This is a genomic window from Micromonospora sp. NPDC049274 (assembly GCF_040678875.1).
Classification (GTDB): Bacteria; Actinomycetota; Actinomycetes; order Mycobacteriales; family Micromonosporaceae; genus Micromonospora.
In genome coordinates, this window is record NZ_JBFAQS010000001.1 from 273,862 (window position 1) to 296,988 (window position 23,127).

The following is a 23,127-nucleotide window of genomic DNA, read 5'->3' on the forward strand; positions in this document are numbered from 1 at the left end:
GCCGTATGGCTGACTCGTACGCCGAGGCGACGACCCCCGAGCCCACGCGAGCCTTCGGTTGGTCGTACCTGTTCGTTCATCCGGACGAGGATCCGCGCTCGGATGGCAACTTCGCCGACGAGCGGAGCGTCCTCGTCGAGTATCTGCGCGACCAGCGCCTCACGTTCGAACTCAAGTGTGCCGGCCTGAACGTCGAGCAGTTGGCCCGGCGTGCGGTGCCGCCGTCGACGATGTCGCTGCTCGGGCTGATTCGGCACCTGGCCGAAGTGGAGCGTGGGTGGTTCCGCAGGACGATGGCCGGCCAGGTGGCGCCCAAGCTGTACTGCTCCGACGACGATCCCGACGGCGACTTCGACGGCGCGGTGGCCGATCCGGCGGTGGTGGACGAGGCGTACCGGGCCTGGCGTACGGAGGTGGAGTTCTCCGAGCGGTTCGTCTCCGAGGCGGCGGATCTGGGAGTGCAGGGGCGGCAGCGGGACGGCAACGTCATCGTGCTGCGCAGGTTGCTGGTGCACATGATCGAGGAGTACGCGCGGCACAATGGCCACGCCGATCTCCTACGCGAGCGTATCGACGGAAGGGTGGGGCAGTGATGGCCGAGGGGTTCGACGTCCGGTTGACGCGGGCGCGGGAGCGCTACGAGCAGGCGGTCTTCGGCGGCGACGCGAAGTCGTTGGACGAGGCGGAGCGGGATCTCGTGGCGTTGGAGGCGGATACGGCCCTGGCCCGGGGTCGGCTCCTGCACGCCCGCTTCCTGGAGACCGGCGCCGAGGACGCAGCCGAGCTGCGGCTCTTCGAGCGGGCGGCGCAGCTCTACGGTGAGCTGGGGGATGCTCGCGGCGAGGGGGAGTCGCTGTTCTGGGTGGGCACCGTCCACCAGGTGATCCGGCAGGACCAGGCGGCCGCCGACCCGGCCTTCGCGCGGGCGCGTGAGCTGGCGACCGAGGCGGGGGATGACCTGACCCTGTCGTACGTGCTGCGGCACCTCTGCTTCGGCGAGCAGGCCGCCGGTCGTGTCGAAGCGGCGCGCGAGTTGCTGGCGGAGTCGACCCGGCTGCGTCGGGAGCTGTCCTTCACGCCCGGCGTCGCGGCGAACCTGATCGGCCTGGCGGACCTCGCGGCGACCGACGGCGATCGGGACGCCGCCCGCGACCTGCTCGACGAGGCGGCCGAACTGGCGGCCGGCAGCGGCGCGCACGGTGTGGGCCGGTGGGTCGAGGAGGCCCGCGACGAGCTGAGTCTGGCCTGATCAGCGGTCGCCGACTGGCGCGCCGCTCGTCCCGCCGAGAATCCGCTGGTTGGCAGCCGGGGTGGACTCGGGAGTCTGCGGCGCGGAACGCGAGCGCTCGCACCTGTCGTCGCGCTGATTAGCATCGGTCCATGGCGAGATCCGAGACCGGCAGCAGCAAGTCCCGTCCCTGGGCTTGGCCCGTTGGCATCCTGATCGGCCTCGCGGTCGGTATTCCCACGTTCGGTTCGAAGGGCGGTGTCGCGTTCGGTGTCGCCCTCGGGATCGCCTTCGCGATCGCCCTCGGCGCCACCCGCGGGCGCGTCGAGGGCGATGCCACCGGAGGTGGATCGGTGGAGGCCGTCGGCTCCAACGAGGACGGCACCCCGGCTCACCTCTCCCGCCAGGACGAATCGGACGGCGAGGAAGCCGGGAGTTCGGCCGACGGAGCTCGTCGAGCGTGATCGACTCGACTTCGGCGAAATCGGGGTATCACCCGGCCTGGGACACCCCGATTTCGTCGATCCCGAGTGGATCAACGCCGCCACCCGGCTGGGCGACGGGACCGGCGACCGTGGCCGAGGCGGTGGCCGTACAGGAGGAGTTGCGGCCGCTCGCCGACCTGGTCGGGCCGGGTCCGGCCGCGCCCGCGACGGTGGCCGGCCTGGACGTGGCGTACGCCGAGAGCGGTGACCTTCTCGCGGCGGCCGTGACCGTGCTGGACGCCCGGACGCTGGCCGTGGTGGATTCGGCTGTCAGCGTGGGCAGGCCCGCGTTCGACTACGTGCCGGGGCTGTTCGCTTTCCGTGAGCTGCCCGCTCTGCTCGCCGCGCTGGACGCGCTGACGACGATCCCGGACCTGCTCGTCTGCGACGGGCACGGCGTGGCCCATCCGCGTCGGTTCGGGCTCGCCTGTCACCTCGGGGTGGTCACCGGACTGCCCGCGATCGGGGTGGGCAAGACGCCGCTGGTCGGTGCGTGGGCGCCGCCGCCGGTCGACCGGGGCGCCTGGTCGGCGCTGCGGGACGGGGACGAGGTCGTGGGCCGGGTGTTGCGCACCCAGGCCGGGGTGAAGCCGGTCTTCGTGAGCGTCGGGCACCGGATGAGCCTGGACAACGCGACAGCGCAGGTGCTGGCGCTGACTCCGCGGTACCGCCTTCCCGAGACGACCCGGACGGCCGACCGGCTCTGTCGGGACACGCTCGCCCGGACGGCACCGTCCGACCGGGACGGATCGGGCGAGGCACCCAGCGGCCCGCGTCGCGCGTGATCGACTCGACGTCGGCGAAATCGGGGTGTCGCGCGGCCGCGGACACCCCGCCTTCACCGATACCGAGTGGATCAAGGCAGACGCTCGCCGGCGCGCGACCAGCGCCGCAAACCGTAACGCGGCACACATGCGGGCCGCTCTATGACCGGTGGCGGGGGTGGCCCGGTAGTAGCCTGGCCCGCGGACCCCACCCGGGGAGGAACGGTGAGGTGATCATGACGGTGCGTCGACGCGCGGCACGGCTCGCGACGGTCTGCGGTCTGCTGGTCGGCCTGGTGCCGCTCGGTGCGTCACCCGCGCTGGCCGATGCCGACTCGGTCCATGTGGGGGCGGCCAGCAGCTTCGCCGCCGGCGGCTCGGCCCAGGGGGTGAACGTCGCGGTGCGCAAGCGCTCCGGCGGCTGCGTCCTGCTGCGTACCGCCCTGGGTCTGCGCCTCGAAGGTCTCCAGCCGAGCCAGGTGGCGGTCCAGGTGAACGCGGGCGGGCGCTGGTTCCCGGTGGCCGTCGGCGGCGGTGGTGGCACCGTGCAGACTCAACAGACCTCGCCGGCGAAGCCGACCCTGTGCAAGGGCAAGGGCATCACCGTGCGATACCGGGTGGCGTTCGCCGCCGACGCGCCGGGCGGCCGGCTCTCCGTGACAGGTGTGGGTCTCACCGCGACCGGCCAGCAGTTGGGGCACGGCGCCGACACGGCGAAGGTCACCGCGCGGCTCTCCCCGTCGCCCACCCCGACGCCGTCGAAGAAGCCGACCCCGACCCCCAGCCCGACCGAGGTCGCGGCGGCCAGCGAGGTGGTGAACCCGGCCGCGGCAGACCCGACGTCCGCCGCGCCCAGCCCGACCGCGGTGGCCGCCGAGTCCGGCGGTGGTTCGCCGATCATGTTCTTCGGCATCGCGATGGTGGTGGTCGGCCTGCTGCTCATCGTGCTGCTGGTGCGCCGCTCCCGAAAGGACCGCACGGCGGCCGACGCGCCGGGCCCGCTGCCGGGAAACCCCGGTGGCACCACCTACCGTTCCGGGGGTGGGTCGCCGGCCGTTCCCGGCCAACCCGGCCCGGTGTACGGCCAGCAGCCGCCGACCGCCGGCCAGGTGCCTCTGCCCCGTCCCGCCGGCGGGGTCTACGGAGCGCGGCCTACGACGCCGAGCCCGGACGCCACGCAACCGATGCCGGGTGCGCCGGCTGGTCCCGCTGGTCCGGGTGCCCGGCCGCTGCCCGGTGACCCGCCCCAGCCGCCCGACGGCGGCGATCACACCGTGTTCATGCCCCGGCTCCCCGGCTGAGCGGGGTCGGGCCCGGGCGCTCCGATACGCTCAGGTTCGTTGGTAACCTGCGGCCAAGGAGCGGAACTAGTGTCTGATTTGTCCCAGATTGTGAAGGCCTACGACGTCCGTGGGACGGTGCCGGACCAGTGGGACGAACGGGCCGCGGAGGCGCTCGGAGCCGCATTCACCCAGCTGCTCAACAGCACTGACGAGCCCGGCGACGCGGTCGTCATCGGGTACGACATGCGGGCCAGCTCGCCCGGCCTGGCCGCCGCCTTCGCGGCCGGGGTTCGGGCCGAGGGCCGCTCCGTGATCGAGATCGGGCTCGCCTCCACCGACCTGCTCTACTTCGCCTCCGGGTCGCTCGACCTGCCCGGGGCGATGTTCACGGCCAGTCACAATCCCGCGCAGTACAACGGCATCAAGATGTGTCGCTCCGGCGCCCGACCGATCGGCCAGGCCAGCGGACTGGCGGAGATCCGGGAGCGGGCGCAGGCCCTGCTGGACTCGGGGGCGTCGCGTCCGGCGGGTGAGCCGACCCGGCCGGCCGAGCGACGGGACCTGCTTCCCGACTACGCCGCGTACCTGCGCAAGCTGGTCGACCTCTCCGGCATCCGGCCGTTGAAGGTGGTGGTCGACGCCGGCAACGGGATGGGTGGCTTCACCGTCCCCACCGTCCTCGGCGACGTCGCCCTGTCGGCCCTGCCGTTGGAGATCGTGCCGCTCTACTTCGAGCTGGACGGCACCTTCCCCAATCACGAGGCGAACCCGCTGGACCCGGCGAACCTGGTCGACCTCCAGCGTGCCGTGGTCGAGCACGGTGCCGACATCGGGCTGGCCTTCGACGGGGACGCCGACAGGTGTTTCGTGGTGGACGAGCGCGGCGAGCCGGTCTCGCCGTCGGCGATCACCGCGCTGGTCGCGGCACGGGAGCTGGCCAAGCACCCGGGCTCCACGGTGATCCACGGTCTGATCACCTCCAGCGCGGTCGCGGAGATCATCCGCGAGCACGGTGGGGAGCCCGTGGTCGCCCGCGTCGGGCACTCCTTCATCAAGGCCGAGATGGCCCGTACCAACGCCGTCTTCGGTGGCGAGCATTCCGCGCACTACTACTTCCGGGACTTCTGGTTCGCCGACACCGGGATGCTCGCCGCGATGCACACCCTGGCCGCCCTGGGCGAGCAGTCGCTGCCGCTGTCCGTGCTGGCCGGCGAGTACGAGCGCTACATCGCCTCCGGCGAGATCAACTCGACGGTCGCCGACCAGGCCGCGGCGGTGGCCGAGGTGCGTGCCGCGTACCCGGACGCGACGGCCGACGAGATGGACGGGCTCACGCTGCGCTTCTCCGACGGCGCCTGGTTCAACCTGCGTGCCTCCAACACCGAGCCGTTGCTGCGGCTCAACGTCGAGGCGCCCACCCGCGAGCGGATGGTATCGCTGCGGGACGAGGTGCTCGACCGCGTTCGCCGATAAGATCGCCTGCGCCGGTCGGCACCGCCGCCGGTGACCCCGCACTCGTGGAAGGAGCCGCGCCATGGCCCTGGATCCGCAGTTGCTCGAGATCCTTGCCTGCCCGGACACGCACCACGCCCCGCTCACCTACGACGCGGAGGCGCAGACGTTGACCTGCACGGAGTGCGGCCGGATCTTCGAGGTCCGCGACGACGTGCCGGTGCTGCTGCTCGACGAGGCGCGCGGCGGCCCGGGGCAGCCCTCATGATCGACGGTACGGCCGGGGTCAGTGGGCGTCGCGACGCCGACGAGGCCCTGCTCGACAACCCGGACGCGCTGGCCGAGCACGACCCGGGCGGCATGCTGCGGCACACCGCCTCGGGTGGCGCCCAGGTGCGCGAGAGCGCCGCGTTGGCCGCCGAGGCGAACCTTGCGGTGCTCGCCGACGACGGGCGGCCCAGGGCCGTGGTGATCGCGGGCATCGGCACCGCCGGGCGTACCGGTGACGTGCTGGCCACTGTCGCCGGGCCGCGCTGCCCGGTCCCGATCATCGGGCACCGCAGCGCGGGCGTGCCCGGTTGGGTGGGCGCCGCCGACGTGGTGATCGCGGTGAGCGCGTCCGGTCGGAGCCCGGAGGCGTTGGGCGCCGCCGAGGCCGCGCACCGTCGCGGCGCCCGGCTGGTCGCGGTGGGTGCCCCGGACTCGCAGTTGCAGTCGGTGGCCGAGCGGGCCCGCGCGCCGTTCATCCCGGTGCCGCGACGCGCACCGGCTCGCGCCAGCCTCTGGGCGCTCACCGTGCCGGTCCTGCTCGCGGCGCGCTCGCTCGGGCTGGTAAAGGTCAACGAGGCGGATCTGGCGGAGACGGCGGCCCGGCTCGACGCGGACGCCGACCGCTGCCGCTCCGCCGCCGAGTCGTTCGTCAACCCGGCCAAGTCGCTGGCGCTGGGCCTGGCCGGCTCGATCCCGATCGTCTGGGGTTCGTCCCCGCTGGCCACCGTGGCGGCTCGCCGGTTCGGCGACACCCTGTCCGCCAACGCCCGCTATCCGGTGGTCACCGGGGCGTTGGGCGAGGCCGGCCGGGGCCGGGTCGGGCTGCTGGACGGCGTCTTCGGCGGCCTGGCCGAGGGTGAGCGGGACATCTTCGCCGACCGGGCGGAGGACGACGACGGCGAGGGCACCCGGCTGCGGCTGGTCCTGCTGCGCGACGGCGGGCTCAACGCCGAGGACGACACGGACGAGCCGCTCGCGGTCGAGGAGCGCCGCGCGGACGCGGTGCAGACCCTCGCCGAGCGCCGTGGTGTGCGCTGCGACGTGGTGACCGCCGAGGGTGGGTCGGCCCTGGAGCGGCTGGCCTCACTGATCGCCGTACCGGACTTCGCCTCGATCTATCTTGCTCTGGCACACGGACTGGACCCGATGGCCGTTCCGGCCATCACCGAGATGAAGGAGCTGTCGAACCAGTGAACGTACGCAGGGCGCGGCGCGTCACGGACGTCACCACGACGCGAAGCGGAGTGGCAGCGTGAGCGCGAACGGCGGGACGAAGGCGATCGTCGCCGCCCTGCTGGCCAACATCGGCATCGCCGTCACCAAGTTCATCGCGTTCCTGCTCTCCGGCTCCTCGTCGATGCTGGCCGAGGCGGTCCACTCGGTCGCCGACTCCGGCAACCAGGGTCTGCTGCTGCTCGGCGGGAAGCGGGCGAAGCGCGCGGCGACCCCGGAACACCCCTTCGGGTACGGCCGGGAGCGCTACATCTACGCGTTCATCGTGTCGATCGTGCTGTTCAGCATCGGCGGCCTGTTCGCCCTCTACGAGGCGTACCACAAGTGGTCGCACGCGGAGGGCATCACCGAGTGGCAGTGGCTTCCGGTGGCGGTGTTGCTGGCGGCGATCGGCATGGAGTCGTTCTCCTTCCGGACGGCCATCAAGGAGTCCAACCACATCCGGGGCAAGCAGTCCTGGGTGCGTTTCATCAGGCGGGCCAAGGCCCCGGAGCTGCCGGTGGTGCTCCTGGAGGACTTCGGCGCGCTTGTCGGTCTGGTCTTCGCGCTGTTCGGCGTCGGCATGACGCTGATCACCGGCGACGGCAGGTGGGACGCGGCCGGCACCGCGATGATCGGTGTCCTGCTGGTGGTCATCGCCATCGTGCTGGCCATCGAGACCAAGAGCCTGCTGCTCGGTGAGGGCGCCGAGCAGCAGGACCTTGACGCCATCGAGCGGGCCATCACCGAGGGTCCCGAGGTGGAGCGGATCATCCACATGAAGACGCTCTACCTGGGCCCGGAAGAGCTGATGGTGGCCGCGAAGATCGGGGTGCCGGCCTGCGAGAGCGCCCACGAGCTGGCCCGCGGCATCAACACCGTGGAGGCGCGGATCCGCACCGCCGTGCCGATCGCCCGGGTGATCTACCTGGAGCCGGACATCTACAGCGCCGCCGCCGCTGCGGCCGGCACCGGCGCCGCCGCCGACACCGCCGTACCGCAGCCCGAGGACGTGTCGGGCGAGGCGGTCGGGCGGCCCAGGGGCTGACCTGTGGAACCGCTCTACGGACCGATCCGGGACTACGCGTGGGGATCCCGCTCAGCCATCGCCATGTTGCAGGGCCGACCGGTGCCGAGCGCCGGTCCGGAGGCGGAGCTGTGGCTGGGCGCCCACCCGGGCGCCCCGGCCAGCGTGGAGCGTGCCGGCCTGCGGGTGAGCCTCTGTGACCTGGTGCGCGACGAGCCGGGGCAGTGGCTGGGCCAGCGGGTGGCCGACCGGTTCGGCACCCGGCTGCCGTTCCTGCTCAAGGTCCTCGCCGCCGACGCGCCGCTGAGCCTGCAGGCGCACCCGGACGCCGAGCAGGCCCGGGTGGGTTTCGCGGCGGAGGCGTGTCGGCCCGTGGAGGAGCGCACCTACTCCGACCCGCACCACAAGCCGGAGTTGCTTGTCGCGCTCACCCCGTTCGAGGCGCTGTGCGGCTTCCGGGACCCGCTGGAGTCGGCGGAGGCGCTCGCCGCGTTCGGCGTACCGGAGTTGGCGCCGGTGGTCGCCGCGCTGCGGGCCGGGCCGGCGGGGCTGGCCACGGCGGTGCGGACGCTGCTCGGTTGGCCGGTCGCCCAGCGCGACGGGCTGCTGCGCGCCGTCCTGGCGTCGGCGGCCGACGGCCCGGACGCGGACCTGGCCCGCCGGCTGGCGGCGTTCTATCCGGGCGACCCCGGCGTGCTGGTGGCGCTGCTGCTGCATCACCTGCGGCTGGTGCCGGGGGAGGCGATCTGGATGCCCGCGGGCAACCTGCACGCCTACCTGAGCGGCTGCGGCGTGGAGATCATGGCGGCCAGCGACAACGTGCTGCGCGGGGGTCTGACCCCGAAGCGGGTGGACGTGGACGAGCTGCTGCGGGTGCTGCGCTTCGAGGTTCTCGACGAGCCGGTACGTGCCGCGCAGCCGGTCGGCCCGGGGGTGGACTGCTGGCCGGTGCCGGTGGACGATTTCGCGCTGCACCGGGTGCGGGTCGGCGCCGCCGTGCCGGAGGTCACCCTGTCGCTGCCCGGCCCCCGGGTGGTGCTCTGCGGTGCGGGCTCGGTCACGGTCGACGACGGGGCGGGTGCGCTGACGCTGGTCTCCGGCGAGGCGGCGATCGGCACGGCGGCAGGCGAGCCGCTGCGGGTCGGGGGCAACGGCGAGGCGTACGTGGCGACGTCGGGCCTGCGCTGAGCTCGCCACAAGTCCGACTTTCCCGGAATAGCTTGACGTGCTCCTGGCTGAATGTGACTCTATGAGTACGCAGCGTTATCGCGACGACGGTCCGGCAACGTGCGGGGAACCAAACCGGGGGGATGCACGGGGCGGGCGGCAGTGGGCAGCGGGTCTGTCCACCACCGACCGCCCCGTGCGCTGTCCGCATCCCGTCCCCCGGCGCCCGGCGTCAACGCGCGTAAGGTGGAGGATCGGCGCAGACATCGTTCGACAGGAGCTTTCATGACCAGCACCCTCCCGGCGGCCGCCAGCGGCACGCCGTCCGAGGCCCGGCCGAGCACGCTCGCCGAGGGCGACTTCAAGGTGGCGGATCTGTCGCTCGCCGAGTTCGGGCGCAAGGAGATCCAGCTCGCCGAGCACGAGATGCCCGGCCTGATGGCGATCCGGCGAGAGTTCGCCGACGCGCAGCCGCTCGCCGGAGCACGGGTGACCGGCTCGCTGCACATGACCATCCAGACCGCCGTCCTGATCGAGACGCTGGTCGCCCTCGGCGCGCAGGTTCGCTGGGCGTCCTGCAACATCTTCTCCACCCAGGACCACGCCGCCGCCGCGATCGTCGTCGGCCCGAACGGCACCCCCGACGCCCCCGCCGGCGTCCCGGTGTACGCCTGGAAGGGCGAGACGCTGCCGGAGTACTGGTGGTGCACCGAGCAGGTGCTCGCCTGGCCCGACGGACACGGGCCGAACATGATCCTCGACGACGGCGGCGACGCCACCCTGCTGGTCCACAAGGGCGCCGAGTTCGAGAAGGCAGGCGTTGTTCCGCCGGTCGAGTCCGCCGACTCCGAGGAGTACGGGGTCATCCTCGAACTGCTGCACCGCTCGCTCGCCGAGGACGGCCAGCGCTGGACCCGGATCTCCGCCGGCATCAAGGGTGTCACCGAGGAGACCACCACCGGCGTGCACCGCCTCTACGAGATGCACCGCGCCGGCACGCTGCTCTTCCCGGCCATCAACGTCAACGACTCGGTGACGAAGAGCAAGTTCGACAACAAGTACGGCTGCCGCCACTCCCTCATCGACGGCATCAACCGGGCCACCGACGTCCTGATCGGCGGCAAGATGGCCGTCGTGATGGGCTACGGCGACGTGGGCAAGGGCTGCGCCGAGTCGCTGCGCGGGCAGGGCGCCCGGGTCGTGGTGACCGAGGTCGACCCGATCTGCGCTCTGCAGGCCGCGATGGACGGCTACCAGGTCGCGACCCTGGACGACGTCGTCGAGCAGGCGGATATCTTCATCACCGCCACCGGCTGCTTCGACGTCATCACCAACGAGCACATGGCCCGGATGAAGCACCAGGCCATCGTGGGCAACATCGGCCACTTCGACAACGAGATCGACATGGCCGGCCTGGCCAAGCGCTCCGACGTCGAGCGGATCAACATCAAGCCGCAGGTCGACCTGTGGCGCTTCGCCGACGGGCACGCCATCATCGTGCTGTCCGAGGGGCGTCTGCTCAACCTGGGCAACGCGACCGGGCACCCGAGCTTCGTGATGTCGAACTCGTTCGCCAACCAGACGATCGCCCAGATCGAGCTGTTCACCAAGACCGAGGAGTACCCGGTCGGCGTCTACGTGCTGCCCAAGCACCTGGACGAGAAGGTGGCCCGCCTGCACCTGGGCGCGCTCGGCGCCAAGCTGAGCACGCTCACCAAGGAGCAGGCTTCGTACCTGGGCGTTTCCCAGGAGGGGCCGTTCAAGCCGGACCACTACCGCTACTGATCGACGTCTCTGCGCACCGGGTCGGCTGTTCGCAGCCGGCCCGGTTCGTCGTTCCCGCCGGGGCGGGACGGGATCGGGTCAGCCGGAGCGGGAGCCGCGGCTGCGGGGGCGCAACCACGTCCACGCACACCAGGCCAACCAGGCCAAAGACACGACGGTGGCCAGTGCCCGCAGGCGCAGCGCGCTGAGCAGCATCACCACGGCGAGCACCGCCAGCCACGGCAGGAAAGCCTTCACGGCAGGGATCCTTCCACGCTCGGCCGGTTACCGGCTCATGACGACCGCGCAAGCCCAGGTCACAGCGAGAGTGAGCTTGTCATGAACGACTTGACGAGGCCCCTGAACTGGAGGAAGGTATGGCTGCCCTAAGTTAGCTGAGGCGTGCCTAATGAACACGGAGCCCGGATGTTCGCCACCTACCTGATCGGCCTGCGGGAAGGCCTGGAAGCGACCCTGGTGGTCAGCATCCTGGTCGCCTTCCTGGTGAAGTCGCAGCGCCGGGACCGGTTGCCCCAGGTGTGGGCGGGCGTCGGCCTGGCCGTGGTGCTCTCCGTGCTCTTCGGCTGGCTCATCGAGTACACGTCGACCTCGCTGCTGTCCCGCTCCGAGGACCGCGAGCTGTTCGAGGCGATCACCTCCGTCGCGGCCGTGGTGTTCGTCACCTGGATGATTTTCTGGATGCGCAAGGCGGCTCGCACCATCGCGGGCGAGTTGCGCGGCAGGCTCACCGAGGCGCTGGCCGTGGGGTCACTCGCCGTCGCCGGAATGGCCTTCCTCGCGGTGATCCGGGAGGGCCTGGAAACCGCCCTGATCTTCTACTCGGCCGCCCAGGGCGCGGCCGGCGACAGTGGGCCGCTGCTCGCGCTGATCGGCGGCATCGTCACCGCCGTGGTGCTCGGCGTGCTGCTGTACGCCAGCGCCCTGCGGATCAACCTCAGCAAGTTCTTCACCTGGACCGGCGCGCTGCTGATCCTGGTCGCCGCCGGCATCCTCAAGTACGGCGTGCACGACTTCCAGGAGTCCGGTGTCCTGCCCGGCCTCAACGACCTGGCCTTCGACATCACCGGCGCGCTCGACCCGACCACCTGGTACGCGGCGCTGCTGGCCGGGATGTTCAACGTGACCCCCGCGCCCACCGTGCTGGAGACGATCGCCTGGATCGGGTACGCCGTGCCCGTCCTCCTGCTCTTCCTGCGCCCGACCCGGCGTACCCCCGCACCGGCCGCGGCCACCGCGTCGCCGGCCGCGCCCCCCGCGCCGGAACCTGGCCCGGCCGTCGCGGCGTCGCCGGCCGGGTCGACGTCGCCGGACCCCACGACCACCACCACCGAGCGCGGGGCCGACACCGGCACCGAGGCCGAGGCCGAGGCGGCATCCACGCCGCAACGTGCCTGACCCCACGAGGAGAGACAGCTCAGATGCGTACCACCCGATTCTTCGCGCTGGCCGCTGCCGGCGTGCTGGCGACGGCCGGCGTCGCCGCGTGCTCCGACTCCAAGAAGGATGAGGCGGGCGCGGCCGGCGGCCCGATCGTGGTCAAGGCCACCGACACCGCCTGCGAGGTCGGCACGACCGACCTCGGCGCCGGTACCGCCAACTTCAAGATCACCAACTCGGGCGCGAAGGTCACCGAGTTCTACGTGTACGCCTCCGGTGACCGGGTGATGGGCGAGGTGGAGAACATCGCCCCCGGGCTGAGCCGTGAGCTGCACGTCGAGCTGCCCGCCGGAACCTACGAGACGGCCTGCAAGCCGGGTATGAGCGGCAAGGGCATCCGGGGCGCGCTCAAGGTCAGCGGGTCGGCGCAGCCGCTGACCGCCGACGCCGCCCTGGCCGGGGCCACCGACAACTATCAGCGCTACGTCAAGAGCCAGACCGACGCGCTGCTGGAGAAGACCGAGGAGTTCGTCGCCGCCGTGAAGGCCGGCGACGTGGCGAAGGCCAAGACCCTCTACCCGGTCGCGCGCACCTACTGGGAGCGGATCGAGCCGGTGGCCGAGATCTTCGGCGACCTCGACCCCAAGATCGACGGCCGCGAGGAGGTCATCGAGGAGGGGATGGAGTTCACCGGCTTCCACCGGATCGAGAAGGACCTCTGGCAGTCCGGCGACGTCAGCAAGGACGGCCCGATCGCGGACCGGCTGCTTGTCGACGTCAAGGAGATCGTGGCGAAGGCCAACGCCGAGAAGCTCTCCCCGCTCCAGCTCGCCAACGGCGCGAAGGAGCTGCTCGACGAGGTCGCCAGCGGCAAGATCACCGGCGAGGAGGACCGCTACTCGCACACCGACCTGTGGGACTTCGCCGCCAACCTGGAAGGTTCCAAGGCGGCGCTGTCCGCCCTCCGGCCCGCGCTGGAGCAGCGCTCGCCGGAGCTGGTCAAGCAGCTCGACACCGAGTTCGCGAACGTCGAGGCGCAGCTCGGCAAGCACCGCGACGGCGACGGGTGGAAGCTGCACACCGCGTTGAGCAAGCCCGAGCTCAAGGAGCTCTCCGACGGCATCAACGCGCTCGCCGAGCCGATCAGCAAGGTCGCCGCAGTCGTCGCCAAGTGACCGGGACGCAGGGGGAGTCGAGTCGATGAGCGCAAGCAGGTTGACGCGCCGGCGGGCCATCACGCTCGCCGGCGCGGGGGTGGCCGGCGTCGCCGGTGTGGCCGCCGGCGCGGGCGCGCTGGTCGGCGACTCCCGTGGCCCGGCGGCCGCCAGCGACCACCCGGCGGGCGCGGTGCCGTTCTTCGGTGAGCACCAGGCCGGCATCGTCACCCCGGCTCAGGACCGGCTGCACTTCGTCGCCTTCGACGTGATCACCAAGGACCGGGCCCGCCTGGTCGAGATGCTCGAGGAGTGGTCGGCCGCCGCCGCCCGCATGACGGCCGGCCGCGACGCCGGGGTGCTCGGCGCGGTCGGTGGCATGCCGGAGGCCCCGCCGGACGACACAGGTGAGGCGCTCGGCCTCCCACCGTCGCAGCTCACCCTGACCATCGGCTTCGGCCCGACGCTCTTCCGCGACGCCGACGGCCGGGACCGGTTCGGCATCGCCGACCGCCGCCCGGCCGCCCTTGCCGAGCTGCCCAAGTTCCCCGGTGACGCCTTGCAGGCCCCGATCTCCGGCGGCGACCTGTGCGTGCAGGCGTGCGCCAACGACCCCCAGGTGGCGGTGCACGCGATCCGCAACCTGGCGCGGATCGGCATGGGGGTGGTCAGCGTCCGCTGGTCGCAGCTCGGCTTCGGCCGTACGTCGTCGACATCCCGGGACCAGACGACCGCCCGCAACCTGTTCGGTTTCAAGGACGGCACGGCCAACCTCAAGGCCGAGGAGACCGACAGGCTCCGCGACCAGTTGTGGGTGCAGGCGGGCGACGGGCCGGACTGGATGACCGGTGGGTCGTACCTGGTCACCCGCAAGATCCGGATGCTCGTGGAGACCTGGGACCGGACGTCGCTGGCCGAGCAGGAGGAGATCGTCGGTCGTGCCAAGGGCAGCGGCGCCCCACTCGGGCGCAGCAAGGAATTCGACGAGCCGGACTTCGCGGCACGCGGTGACGACGGCAAGCCGCTGATCCCCGAGCACGCCCACGTCGCCCTGGCCCACCCGAGCAGGAACAACGGCGCGCACCTGCTGCGGCGGGGCTACAACTTCGTCGACGGCTCGGACGGTCTCGGCCGGCTCGACGCCGGCCTCTTCTTCATCGCCTACCAGCGGGATCCGCGCCGGCAGTTCGTGCCGATCCAGACCCAACTGGCCCGTCACGACGTGATGAACGAATATCTGCGGCACGTCTCCAGCGGCCTGTTCGCCTGCCCGCCCGGCGTGCGCGACGGTGGGGACCACTGGGGCCGGGCGCTCTTCGGCTGAGCGCCAGCGCGATCGCGGCGGCGGCCCGCGTCCGGATCGCGACAGCACGACCGGCCGGAGGCTGCGGTGGCGCCGGACGGCGCCGAGGGGGGATCATGGTGACAACCGGCCGATGCCTGTGCCGGCCCTCGCACCCCGTGGCGCCGCCGCCGCGGGTCGCGGTGACTGGTTTCCCGGCGGCGCTATCCCGTGCCGGGTGACGCCGGTCCCACCGAACTGAACGGGGATGCAATATTAATCCCATGAGAGCCCGGGTACTGGTGGTCGACGACGACCCCGCACTCGCCGAAATGCTCGGCATCGTGCTGCGCAGCGAGGGTTTCCTGCCCTCGTTCGTGGCCGACGGCGAGCGGGCGTTGGCCGCGTTTCGTGACAGTCGGCCGGACATCGTCCTGCTCGACCTCATGTTGCCCGGAATGAGTGGTATTGACGTGGCGCGGTCGATCCGTGCCGAGTCCGGCGTGCCGATCGTCATGCTGACCGCCAAGAGCGACACCGTGGACGTCGTCCTCGGCCTGGAGTCCGGCGCCGACGACTACGTGGTCAAGCCGTTCAAGCCCAAGGAGCTGGTGGCCCGGATGCGGGCCCGGTTGCGCCGTGGCGAGGACGTGGCGCCGGAGATGCTGACCATCGGCCCGCCCGGCAACCAGATCACCATCGACGTGCCGGCCCACACCGTGAGCCGCAACGACGAGGAGGTGAAGCTGACGCCGTTGGAGTTCGACCTGCTGGTCGCGCTCGCCCGCAAGCCGCGTCAGGTCTTCACCCGCGAGGTGCTGCTGGAGCAGGTCTGGGGCTACCGGCACGCGGCCGACACCCGGCTGGTCAACGTGCATGTGCAGCGGCTGCGCGCCAAGATCGAGCCAGACCCGGAGCGGCCGGAAATCATCCTCACCGTGCGGGGCGTGGGCTACAAGGCGGGCACCGGATAGCCTGGTCACACTGTGTCGACCTCGCCGCCCCCGCACCCCCAGACCACGACAGCCCGCCGGCTCAATGCCGGTCGGGACCTGTGGCGCGCGCTGAGTGGCCGGGGCGCACGGCTGGTGGCCCGGGTGCATCAGACCTGGCGCCGTTCGCTCCAGGTCCGGGTGGTCACCATCACGCTTGTCGCCTCCAGCCTGCTGGTGGGCGGTTTCGCGTACCTGATCGCAGACAAGATCACGACGATCCTGCTCGACAACGCCCGCACCGACGTCCAGTTGCGGGTCAAGGGCGGCGCCGGTTACGCGGCCAAGCAGGTCTCCCTCTACGGCCAGCCGCAGGAGGCGCAGCTTCAGGAGACCATCGACGACACGGTCAACTACCTGGCCGGCGGTGACCCCCAGCAGACCAGTGGCGTGGTGGTGGCCATCACCGCCGCCGACTACCCCACCATGATCCAGACCCGCACCGCGCCGGCGACCAACGTCCAGCCCCTGATCAGCAAGGAACTGCGGGCCGCGGTCGCCAGCGGCAAGGTGGCCAGCCAGATCCAGACCGGTCGGCTCACCGGCGAGCCGACCAAATACCTGGTCTACGGCTCGCCGGTGCCGACCCGCTTCGGGCAGATCGAGCTCTACTACCTCGTGCCGCTGACCCGGCAGGACACCACCGCAGCGGACGCCCGAGCGACAGTCGTCGCCACCGGCTTCGCCCTGGTGGTCCTGCTGGGGCTGCTCGCCGCCCTGGTCACCCGGCTGGTGGTCAACCCGGTGCGGGTCGCCGCGCGTACCGCCCAGCGGCTCTCCGCCGGCCTCCTCGACCAGCGGATGGTGGTCAACGGCGAGGACGACCTCGCGCTGCTGGCCGCCTCGTTCAACCAGATGGCGACCAACCTGCAACGGCAGATCCTGCGCCTGGAGGAGATGTCCCGGTTGCAGCGTCGGTTCACCTCCGACGTGTCGCACGAGCTGCGGACCCCGTTGACCACGGTACGGATGGCCGCCGACCTGATCTTCGCCGAACGCGACGAGTTCGACCCGGCGGTGGCCCGCAGCGCCGAGCTGCTCCAGGCCGAGCTGGACCGCTTCGAGGAGCTGCTCACCGACCTGTTGGAGATCAGCCGGTTCGACGCGGGCTTCGCCATGTTGGACGCCGAGCCGACCGACCTGGTGCCGGTCGTGCACCGGGTCGTCGACCGGCTGGCCGGCCTGGCCGAGCGGGTGGGCGTCCCTATCGAACTGGACCTGCCGACCACGCCGGTGATCGCCGAGGTCGACCCCCGCCGGGTCGAGCGGGTGCTGCGTAACCTGGTCGGCAACGCCGTCGAGCACGGCGAGGCCCGGCCGGTGCTGATCACCCTGGGCATCGACGAGACCGCCGTGGCGATCACCGTCCGCGACCACGGGGTGGGGCTGAAGGTGGGCGAGGAGAAGCTGGTGTTCAACCGGTTCTGGCGGGCGGACCCGTCCCGGGCCCGGCAGACCGGCGGGACCGGGCTGGGCCTGTCGATCAGCCTGGAGGACGCCCGCCTGCACGGCGGCTGGCTGGAAGCCTGGGGAGCGCCCGGTCAGGGCGCCCAGTTCCGGCTCACCCTGCCGGCCCGCGCCGGTGACCGGCTCACCACGTCGCCGCTGCGACTGGTGCCCGCCGACGCGGCGCTGCCGTTCGGTGGCCCCCGCGACGGCGGTCCGCTGGCCATCGGGCCGGGTACCGGCGGAGCGCTGGCGATCGGGCCGGCGTCGTCCGGGGACGGCGAGCGGGCGGAGGTGCGTTCATGAGGGCTCGGCCACTGCTGTGCGCCGTCGGCGCGGCACTGCTCCTCAGCGCCGGCTGTGGCATCCCGGCATCGTCCGACGTGCGGGTGGACGGCAAGGCCGGCACGGCGACCGAGGCCGGGTCGGACAACGGTCGCCGCAGCGAACCACCATCGCGTACGGCCAGCGGCAGCGACAACGACGCGTTCGTGCGAAACTTCCTGTCCGCCGCCGCCGGTGAGCCGGATCGGGCGTACGAGCGGGTGAAGGCGTTCGTCGCCCCGGAGCACAAGCCCCGCCTGCAGGACAAGAAGGGCAGCGAGGTCGCGCTGACCGTGGTGCGGCTGCGGGAGACGGTCTTCACCTTCAACAGCGACTCGACCACCACCGTCCGGATCTCGGTGCAGCAGATCGGTGTGCTGCGTACCAACGGCACCCTGGCACCCCCGGTGGCGACCGAGACGCAGTACGAGTTTCGGCTGCGCAGCGCCTCGCTCGGCGGGGCCGACAACGACGAACGGGCCGGCCAGTACGTCCTCGACCCGCCGAACGTGCTGCTGCTCAGTGACGTCGCCCTTCAGCAGTACTACCAGGACGAGTCGATCTACTTCTGGAGTGCCGACCGCACCCGACTGGTGCCCGACCAGCGCTACCTGCCGTTGGCCGTACCTGACGAGCGCCGGGTCAACGAGGTCGTGCGCTGGCTTGTCGGTGGCCCGTCCGACTGGCTGCGGCCGGGCGTCGTCGGCCTGCCCGACGGCACCGAGCTGATCAACAACGCCACCGGCGCGAACAACCGCTGGGAGGTCAACCTGGACATGTCCGGCGACGACCAGAGCCGGGTCGACCAGGTGATCACCCAACTCGCCTGGTCGTTGGGCGACCTGCCGGGCGAGCTGGAGTTGAAGATCCGCAACAACTCGCAGCCCGTACAGGATCTCAACGAGCGCCGGCTGGCCAAACCCCTCTACCCGGTCCGGGAGAGCCCGCAGCGGTTCGGCGTCTACGAGGGCGCGATCCGCCCGCTCGACTTCGTCGGCGAGCCCAGCGGCGTGGTGCCCCTGGCGGCCGAGGTCAACCGCAACATCGTGTCCGCCGGCCTCGCGCGGGGCACCGACCAGATTCTCGCCGCGATGGTGGTGGCCAGCGGCAAGGACCGGCAGCGACTCGCCGTGGGCACCGGCGCGACCACGGTGACCGCGCTCAACCGCAGCGGCACGGCGTACGCCTCGATCAGCCGCCCGGTGTGGCTGCGTACCGTCGACTCGCGCCCGGCGCAGGGGCTCGTGGTGGCCGACGGCCACCTCTACCGCTTCGACGAGGCCGCCCGGATGTCGGAGGTGCCGCTCAACCTGCCCTCACCGCAGGTCACCGCGGTCGCCGCCGCGCTGGACGGCCAGCGGATCGCGTTGATCGCCGGCGGGCGGCTCTACGTCGCGGCGATCAACCTGGACGGCGCCGGGAGCGGGATGTCGGTCGGCCCGCCCCGGGCCCTGGTCACCTCGTTGACCGGCCCGACCGCGGTGGACTGGATCGGGGAGGATCGGCTGGTGGTGGCCGGATCGGCCGGCCAGCCGGCGATCTACGAGATCAGCGTGGACGGCGCTCTGGAGACGCCGCTGCGCACCGATGTGGGCGCGAAGGTCAACCACCTGACGGCATACCCAAGCAACCGCCGCGTGCGCGTGCCCACCGGGGCGTACATGTGCGAGGCGAACAAGGTGGCGTACCGCAGCAGCCCGTTCGAGCGGATCGATCCGGAGCGTGTGCGGGACGTCCCCGCGCCGCCGGCGGGGGTCCGCCCGAGCAATCCGTCGGCCCCGTTCTTCCTCTTCTGACGCCGTGCGCGGGCTCTGGGCGGATCTCGCCGACCTGGTTCTCCCCGCGGACTGCGCCGGTTGCCGGGAGCGTCACCCCGTCCTGCGGCACGGGTTCTGCCCCGCCTGCGTGACGGCGCTGGGCGTGCTGCGTCCCCGGCCGGTCCGTCCCACTCCCGCCCCGCCGGGGCTCCCGCCCTGCGTCGCCCTCGGCCCGTACGCCGGTCCGCTGCGGGAGGCCCTGCTGGCGTACAAGGAGCACGGCCGGCACGGTCTGGCCCGTCCGTTGGGCGCGCTGTTGGCCGAGGTGGTCGTGTCGGCGGTCGGCGAGGTCCGCCCGCTGGAGCTGGTGCCCGTGCCCGACACCGCCGCGGCGGCCCGAGCCCGCTACGGCGACCACCTGGACCGGTTGGCTCGGCACTGCGCGAGCCGGCTCCGTCGGGGCGGCTGGCCGGCGCGGGTACGCCGTCCGCTGCGCGCGCTGCCCCGACCGGACTCGGTGACGCTGGACAGCGCGGGCCGCGCCGCGGCGGCCGAGGCGGCGTTCCGACCGCGCGCCGGCGCGTCGGGTGGGCGTGGCCGGGCGGGCGGCGCACCCGTCGTGGTGCTGCTGGACGACATCGTCACCACAGGCGTGACCCTGGCCGCGGCGACCCGGGTGCTGACCGCGAGCGGCTGGCCACCCGGTGTCGCCGCGGTGCTCGCCGCGACCGAGAAAAGACACCACTTGTAACCGACAGTGTTTCCGTTTCACCCATTGGTGTATGAGGTGCGAAAAATTCTGGGCGGTCTTGGCGACATGGGGTGACTGCCGGGCGAACAGGAGTTAGCGTTTCGCTGTCCGGGGTAGGAGGTCGTTCCATCCCGCCCCCGGCGGTGAGAGGAGGCGTAGCCGTACCAACCGGTCGACGCCAGCGGGTCTCCCCACGGCGCGCGACCGGGAAAACCGGATCGAAGACGTCCGAACAAGGGAGGTCACGTGGACATCGTGGTCAAGGGCCGCAACGTCGAAGTGCCGGACCATTACCGGGTACACGTAGCCGAGAAACTCGCCAAGGTCGAACGCTACGACCACAAGATTATCCGCATCGATGTCGAGCTGTTTCACGAGCGCAATCCGCGCCAGGCCGATCACTGCCAGCGGGTGGAGATCACGTGCGTTTCCCGCGGCCCGGTGATTCGGGCCGAGGCCTGCACGAACGATTTCTACAGCGCGCTCGACGCCGCCATCGCGAAGCTCGACACCCGGCTGCGCCGCGCGGCGGACCGCCGCCGCGTACACCGTGGTCGGCACGCCCCGATCTCCGTCGCCGCCGCCACCGCCGACCTGCCGGTCACGGACCTGGTGGCCGCCCCGCTGTCCGCGTCGGGCGCGGGTGCTCGCGCCGGCACCGCCGTCGCGGAACGGGTCGAGGACGAGCAGGACCAGCCGTGGCACATCGCCCGGGAGAAGGTGCACCCGGCGGAGCCCATGACGATCGACGACGCCCTGTTCCAGATGGAGCTTGTCGGCCACGACTTCTACCTGTTCCAGGACAAGGAAACCGGCCGCCCCAGCGTCGTCTACCGACGCCACGCCTACGACTACGGCATCATCTCCCTCGACACGTGAGGTGTCCCTGACCCGCGTCGAGCACGGGGTTGTGGCGGGCGACCGCCGCAACCCCGTGCGTCGTCAGCGCACCTCGGCCGGCAGGAGGGCGAACGCCAGGTCGTCGAGGCGAGCGCCCGCCAGACCGGGCAGGCGACCACGTTGCAGGGCCTCACGCTGGAAGCCGACCCGCTCCAGCACGCGGTGCGAGGCGGTGTTCTCCGGCACGGTGCCTGCGGTCAGCCGGGCGAAACCGGCCGGGCCGAACGCCCAGCCGGCGAGCAGCCGCACCGCACGGGTGGCGTACCCGCGCCCCCGCCACTCGGGCAGCAGCGCGTAGCCGATCGAGCCCTCACCGCTGCTCACCTCCGTGTACGACAGGCCGCAACTGCCCGCCGGCTCGCCGCTCGCCACGTCGACGATCAGCAGCCGGGCGATGTCACCGGTCAGCCACGCGCTCTCCGCCAGCCGGCAGCGCCGCTCGATCGACTCCCGCGTCGGCGGCACCGGCGGGGCCTGGTTGGCGACCACCTCCGGCCGGCTGTGCAGTCCGTACATCATCTCCGCGTCGTCCGGCGCGAGGCGGCGCAACGCCACCACCTGATCGGTGAGCACCCCGTCGGGCAGGTCGGGCAGCAGCCGGGCCGTCGGGCCGGGTGGGTCGTCGGCGAGGCGTACCCAGGTAAGCAGATCGTGCCGGCCGCCGTCCCGGCGCTGCCCGCCCGACCGCCGCAGGCCCTCGTAGCGGAAACCGGCGGCCAGCGCGACCCGCTGGCTGGCCGCGTTGTCCGGCTCGGTGAGCAGCTCCAGCCGGAGCGTGCCGGCGTCGAAGGCGTGTTCGCTCAACGCGCGGGTCGCGGCCGTGGCCACCCCGCGTCCCCGCGCCGCCGGCCGCAGCCAGTAGCCGATCTCCGCCTGGCTCCGGCCGGGCATCGGGTTGCTCAACCCGGCCCCGCCGAGCAGCCGGTCGGTGGTCGGGTCCGCGATGGCGTACGCGGCGCCGCCGCCGGCCCAGACCGCCGGTGCGCCGGCCTCGACCCACCAGTGGGCGTCGACCTCGGTGTACGGGGCCGGCATGCTGGACACGAACCGTTGGCTGAGCGGGTCCGCGCAGCCCTCGACCAGGTCCGCGATGTCGCCGGCCGCAAACGGCCGCAGCCGCACCCCGTGCGCCTCGACGACCTGCTGCGGGTTCATGACAGATCCCCGGCGAGCAGCGCTGCCACCCACGTGTCGACCCGTTCACCCCGGTGCTGGACGCCGCCTCGGGCGGTCCCCTCGAACGTGAAGCCCGCCTTCTCGGCGGCACGCCGGGACGCGGTGTTGCCCACGTTCGCCTTCCACTCGATCCGGGCCAGGCCCAGCGTGGTGAATCCCCAGGCGGCCAGCGCGACCAGGGCGGCCGGCATGTACCCCCGGCCCCGGGCCGGCGGGGCGGTCATGAAGCCCACGTCTGCGAGCAGCGGGTCGGCGGGGGAGAGCCGTAGGTCCAGGGAGCCGACGTACCTGTCGTCCGGATCGGCGATCACGAAGCAGGCGGCGTCCCCCCGGGCCCAGTTGTTCTGGCCGAAGGCCCGGTACCCCTGCGCGTCCGCGCGGTCGTACGGATCCGGGATGGTGGTCCACCGGATCGACTCCGGGTCCCGGCAGGTCTGCACCACAGCATCCAGATCCCGCTCCTCCATCGGCCGCAGTCGCAGCTCACCGGTCGCCGAGGTGGCGAACAGGGTCGGCTGTGGGCGGCCGAAGACGGCGGCCCGGCGAGCGGCCAGGGTGCCCGCGCCGGCCGGCGCGGTCGCTCCGGGTTCGGGCACCTCGCCGGGCAGCAGCGAGCCGATCCAGGTGTCCGCGCCGTTGTGCGGCGCGGTCTCGGCCGACCGGACCCGGCCGTCGATCCGGAACCCGGCCCGCAGCGCGACCAGCCGGGAGGCGTGATTACCCACCTCGGCCTGCCAGAGCAGCCGGCGCAGCCCCAGCTTCTCGAAGGACCAGCGGGCGACCGCCCGGGTGGCCCGGACGGTTACGCCCCGCCCGCGTGCCCAGGGGGCCGTCCAGTAGCCGATCTCACCGGTGCCGGCACGATCGATGGAGATCAGCCCGCACGAGCCGAGCAGCTCGCCGGTGGCCGCGTCGCAGACCGCGAACGGCGCCCCGGTGCCCTCCGCCCAGGCCCGCGCGCTCAGCTCGGTGACGAAACCGTGGGCGTGTTCGCGAAGGTATGGGCGCGGTACGGTGGTCCAACGCTGAATGTCCCGATCCTGGCAGGCACGGTGTACGCCGTCGGCGTCGGCCTCCCGCCAGGGTCGCAGCAGCACGCCGTCTTCGACGATCTCCACAGGTTCCACCCGTGCATCGTGCCGGAACGTTCGCCGAAGGCGTAACCGGATAACGTCCCGGGCGCATCCCGTGCGCGAGTTATGTCGGGTTCGGCGGAGCGGACCGCCGCCACCAGTGACCATCGCGCCGATGTTGCGCCTACGATGGTTCGAGACTGTCTAGGGGAGCGTTGATCC

22 protein-coding genes are annotated in these 23,127 nt (G+C 72.1%); 19 read left to right on the forward strand and 3 right to left on the reverse strand.

Annotated features, from left to right (window positions below; translation table 11 throughout):
• Positions 1-5: 5 nt before the first annotated feature.
• From AB0K10_RS01195 to ahcY, 11 genes are all read left to right on the forward strand, one after another.
• Positions 6-593 carry a DinB family protein gene (locus AB0K10_RS01195; RefSeq protein ID WP_363678705.1) on the forward strand — a complete coding sequence of 196 codons (588 nt, stop codon included), beginning with the start codon at positions 6-8 and terminating at the stop codon, positions 591-593.
• Positions 593-1,249: a tetratricopeptide repeat protein gene (locus AB0K10_RS01200; protein ID WP_363678707.1), complete on the forward strand. Its 657-nt coding sequence runs from the start codon at positions 593-595 to the stop codon at positions 1,247-1,249. The genes AB0K10_RS01195 and AB0K10_RS01200 overlap by 1 nt, the downstream gene beginning before the upstream one ends.
• A gap of 131 nt (positions 1,250-1,380) precedes the next feature.
• Positions 1,381-1,692: a hypothetical protein gene (locus tag AB0K10_RS01205; protein WP_363678709.1), complete on the forward strand. Its 312-nt coding sequence runs from the start codon at positions 1,381-1,383 to the stop codon at positions 1,690-1,692.
• A 110-nt stretch (positions 1,693-1,802) separates the two neighbouring features.
• Entirely contained in the window at positions 1,803-2,498 is a 696-nt protein-coding gene (locus AB0K10_RS01210) for an endonuclease V (protein WP_363678711.1), read from the forward strand.
• A 215-nt stretch (positions 2,499-2,713) separates the two neighbouring features.
• Positions 2,714-3,778, forward strand: a complete 1,065-nt coding sequence (locus AB0K10_RS01215; RefSeq protein ID WP_363678713.1) for a hypothetical protein — start codon at positions 2,714-2,716, stop codon at positions 3,776-3,778.
• Positions 3,779-3,847: 69 nt separating this feature from the next.
• Positions 3,848-5,233, forward strand: a complete 1,386-nt coding sequence (locus tag AB0K10_RS01220) for a phosphomannomutase/phosphoglucomutase (RefSeq protein ID WP_363678715.1) — start codon at positions 3,848-3,850, stop codon at positions 5,231-5,233.
• Positions 5,234-5,294: 61 nt separating this feature from the next.
• Positions 5,295-5,480, forward strand: a complete 186-nt coding sequence (locus AB0K10_RS01225; protein WP_030490836.1) for a Trm112 family protein — start codon at positions 5,295-5,297, stop codon at positions 5,478-5,480.
• The gene (locus tag AB0K10_RS01230) at positions 5,477-6,676 is read left to right on the forward strand and encodes an SIS domain-containing protein (RefSeq protein ID WP_363678717.1); all 1,200 of its coding nucleotides are present in this window, start codon (positions 5,477-5,479) and stop codon (positions 6,674-6,676) included. Before AB0K10_RS01225 ends, AB0K10_RS01230 begins: the two co-directional genes overlap by 4 nt.
• 58 nt (positions 6,677-6,734) lie before the next feature.
• Entirely contained in the window at positions 6,735-7,742 is a 1,008-nt protein-coding gene (locus tag AB0K10_RS01235; protein ID WP_363678719.1) for a cation diffusion facilitator family transporter, read from the forward strand.
• 3 nt (positions 7,743-7,745) lie between these two features.
• Positions 7,746-8,909, forward strand: a complete 1,164-nt coding sequence (manA, locus tag AB0K10_RS01240; protein ID WP_363678721.1) for a mannose-6-phosphate isomerase, class I — start codon at positions 7,746-7,748, stop codon at positions 8,907-8,909.
• Between the two features lie 264 nt (positions 8,910-9,173).
• Positions 9,174-10,673 (forward strand): adenosylhomocysteinase, encoded by a 1,500-nt coding sequence (ahcY, locus tag AB0K10_RS01245; RefSeq protein ID WP_363678723.1) that lies wholly within the window; start codon positions 9,174-9,176, stop codon positions 10,671-10,673.
• 78 nt (positions 10,674-10,751) lie between these two features.
• Here the strand turns inward: ahcY and AB0K10_RS01250 are convergent, their stop codons facing one another.
• Positions 10,752-10,910, reverse strand: coding sequence for a hypothetical protein (locus AB0K10_RS01250; protein WP_363678725.1), 159 nt, complete (start codon positions 10,908-10,910; stop codon positions 10,752-10,754).
• Between the two features lie 168 nt (positions 10,911-11,078).
• Between AB0K10_RS01250 and efeU the strand changes: the two genes are divergently transcribed.
• The 8 genes from efeU (at position 11,079) to raiA (ending at position 20,635) form a co-directional block, all read left to right on the forward strand.
• Complete coding sequence (gene efeU, locus AB0K10_RS01255; RefSeq protein ID WP_363678727.1) at positions 11,079-12,068, forward strand: iron uptake transporter permease EfeU; 990 nt, start codon at positions 11,079-11,081, stop codon at positions 12,066-12,068.
• Between the two features lie 23 nt (positions 12,069-12,091).
• The gene (efeO, locus tag AB0K10_RS01260; RefSeq protein ID WP_363678729.1) at positions 12,092-13,225 is read left to right on the forward strand and encodes an iron uptake system protein EfeO; all 1,134 of its coding nucleotides are present in this window, start codon (positions 12,092-12,094) and stop codon (positions 13,223-13,225) included.
• Positions 13,226-13,250: 25 nt separating this feature from the next.
• Positions 13,251-14,528, forward strand: a complete 1,278-nt coding sequence (gene efeB / locus AB0K10_RS01265; protein ID WP_363678731.1) for an iron uptake transporter deferrochelatase/peroxidase subunit — start codon at positions 13,251-13,253, stop codon at positions 14,526-14,528.
• Positions 14,529-14,770: 242 nt separating this feature from the next.
• Positions 14,771-15,460, forward strand: coding sequence for an MtrAB system response regulator MtrA (gene mtrA, locus AB0K10_RS01270; protein WP_007455837.1), 690 nt, complete (start codon positions 14,771-14,773; stop codon positions 15,458-15,460).
• Positions 15,461-15,472: 12 nt separating this feature from the next.
• The gene (gene mtrB, locus AB0K10_RS01275) at positions 15,473-17,230 is read left to right on the forward strand and encodes an MtrAB system histidine kinase MtrB (protein WP_363678734.1); all 1,758 of its coding nucleotides are present in this window, start codon (positions 15,473-15,475) and stop codon (positions 17,228-17,230) included.
• Positions 17,227-19,044: an LpqB family beta-propeller domain-containing protein gene (locus AB0K10_RS01280; protein ID WP_363678736.1), complete on the forward strand. Its 1,818-nt coding sequence runs from the start codon at positions 17,227-17,229 to the stop codon at positions 19,042-19,044. The genes mtrB and AB0K10_RS01280 overlap by 4 nt, the downstream gene beginning before the upstream one ends.
• A gap of 4 nt (positions 19,045-19,048) precedes the next feature.
• The gene (locus AB0K10_RS01285) at positions 19,049-19,756 is read left to right on the forward strand and encodes a ComF family protein (RefSeq protein ID WP_363678738.1); all 708 of its coding nucleotides are present in this window, start codon (positions 19,049-19,051) and stop codon (positions 19,754-19,756) included.
• A gap of 246 nt (positions 19,757-20,002) precedes the next feature.
• Positions 20,003-20,635 carry a ribosome-associated translation inhibitor RaiA gene (gene raiA / locus AB0K10_RS01290; RefSeq protein WP_363678740.1) on the forward strand — a complete coding sequence of 211 codons (633 nt, stop codon included), beginning with the start codon at positions 20,003-20,005 and terminating at the stop codon, positions 20,633-20,635.
• A 63-nt stretch (positions 20,636-20,698) separates the two neighbouring features.
• On the opposite strand, the gene AB0K10_RS01295 is transcribed toward raiA, so the two are convergent.
• Positions 20,699-21,811 carry a GNAT family N-acetyltransferase gene (locus tag AB0K10_RS01295; RefSeq protein WP_363678743.1) on the reverse strand — a complete coding sequence of 371 codons (1,113 nt, stop codon included), beginning with the start codon at positions 21,809-21,811 and terminating at the stop codon, positions 20,699-20,701.
• Entirely contained in the window at positions 21,808-22,959 is a 1,152-nt protein-coding gene (locus AB0K10_RS01300; protein WP_363678745.1) for a GNAT family N-acetyltransferase, read from the reverse strand. The genes AB0K10_RS01295 and AB0K10_RS01300 overlap by 4 nt, the downstream gene beginning before the upstream one ends.
• Between the last annotated feature and the right edge of the window lie 168 nt (positions 22,960-23,127).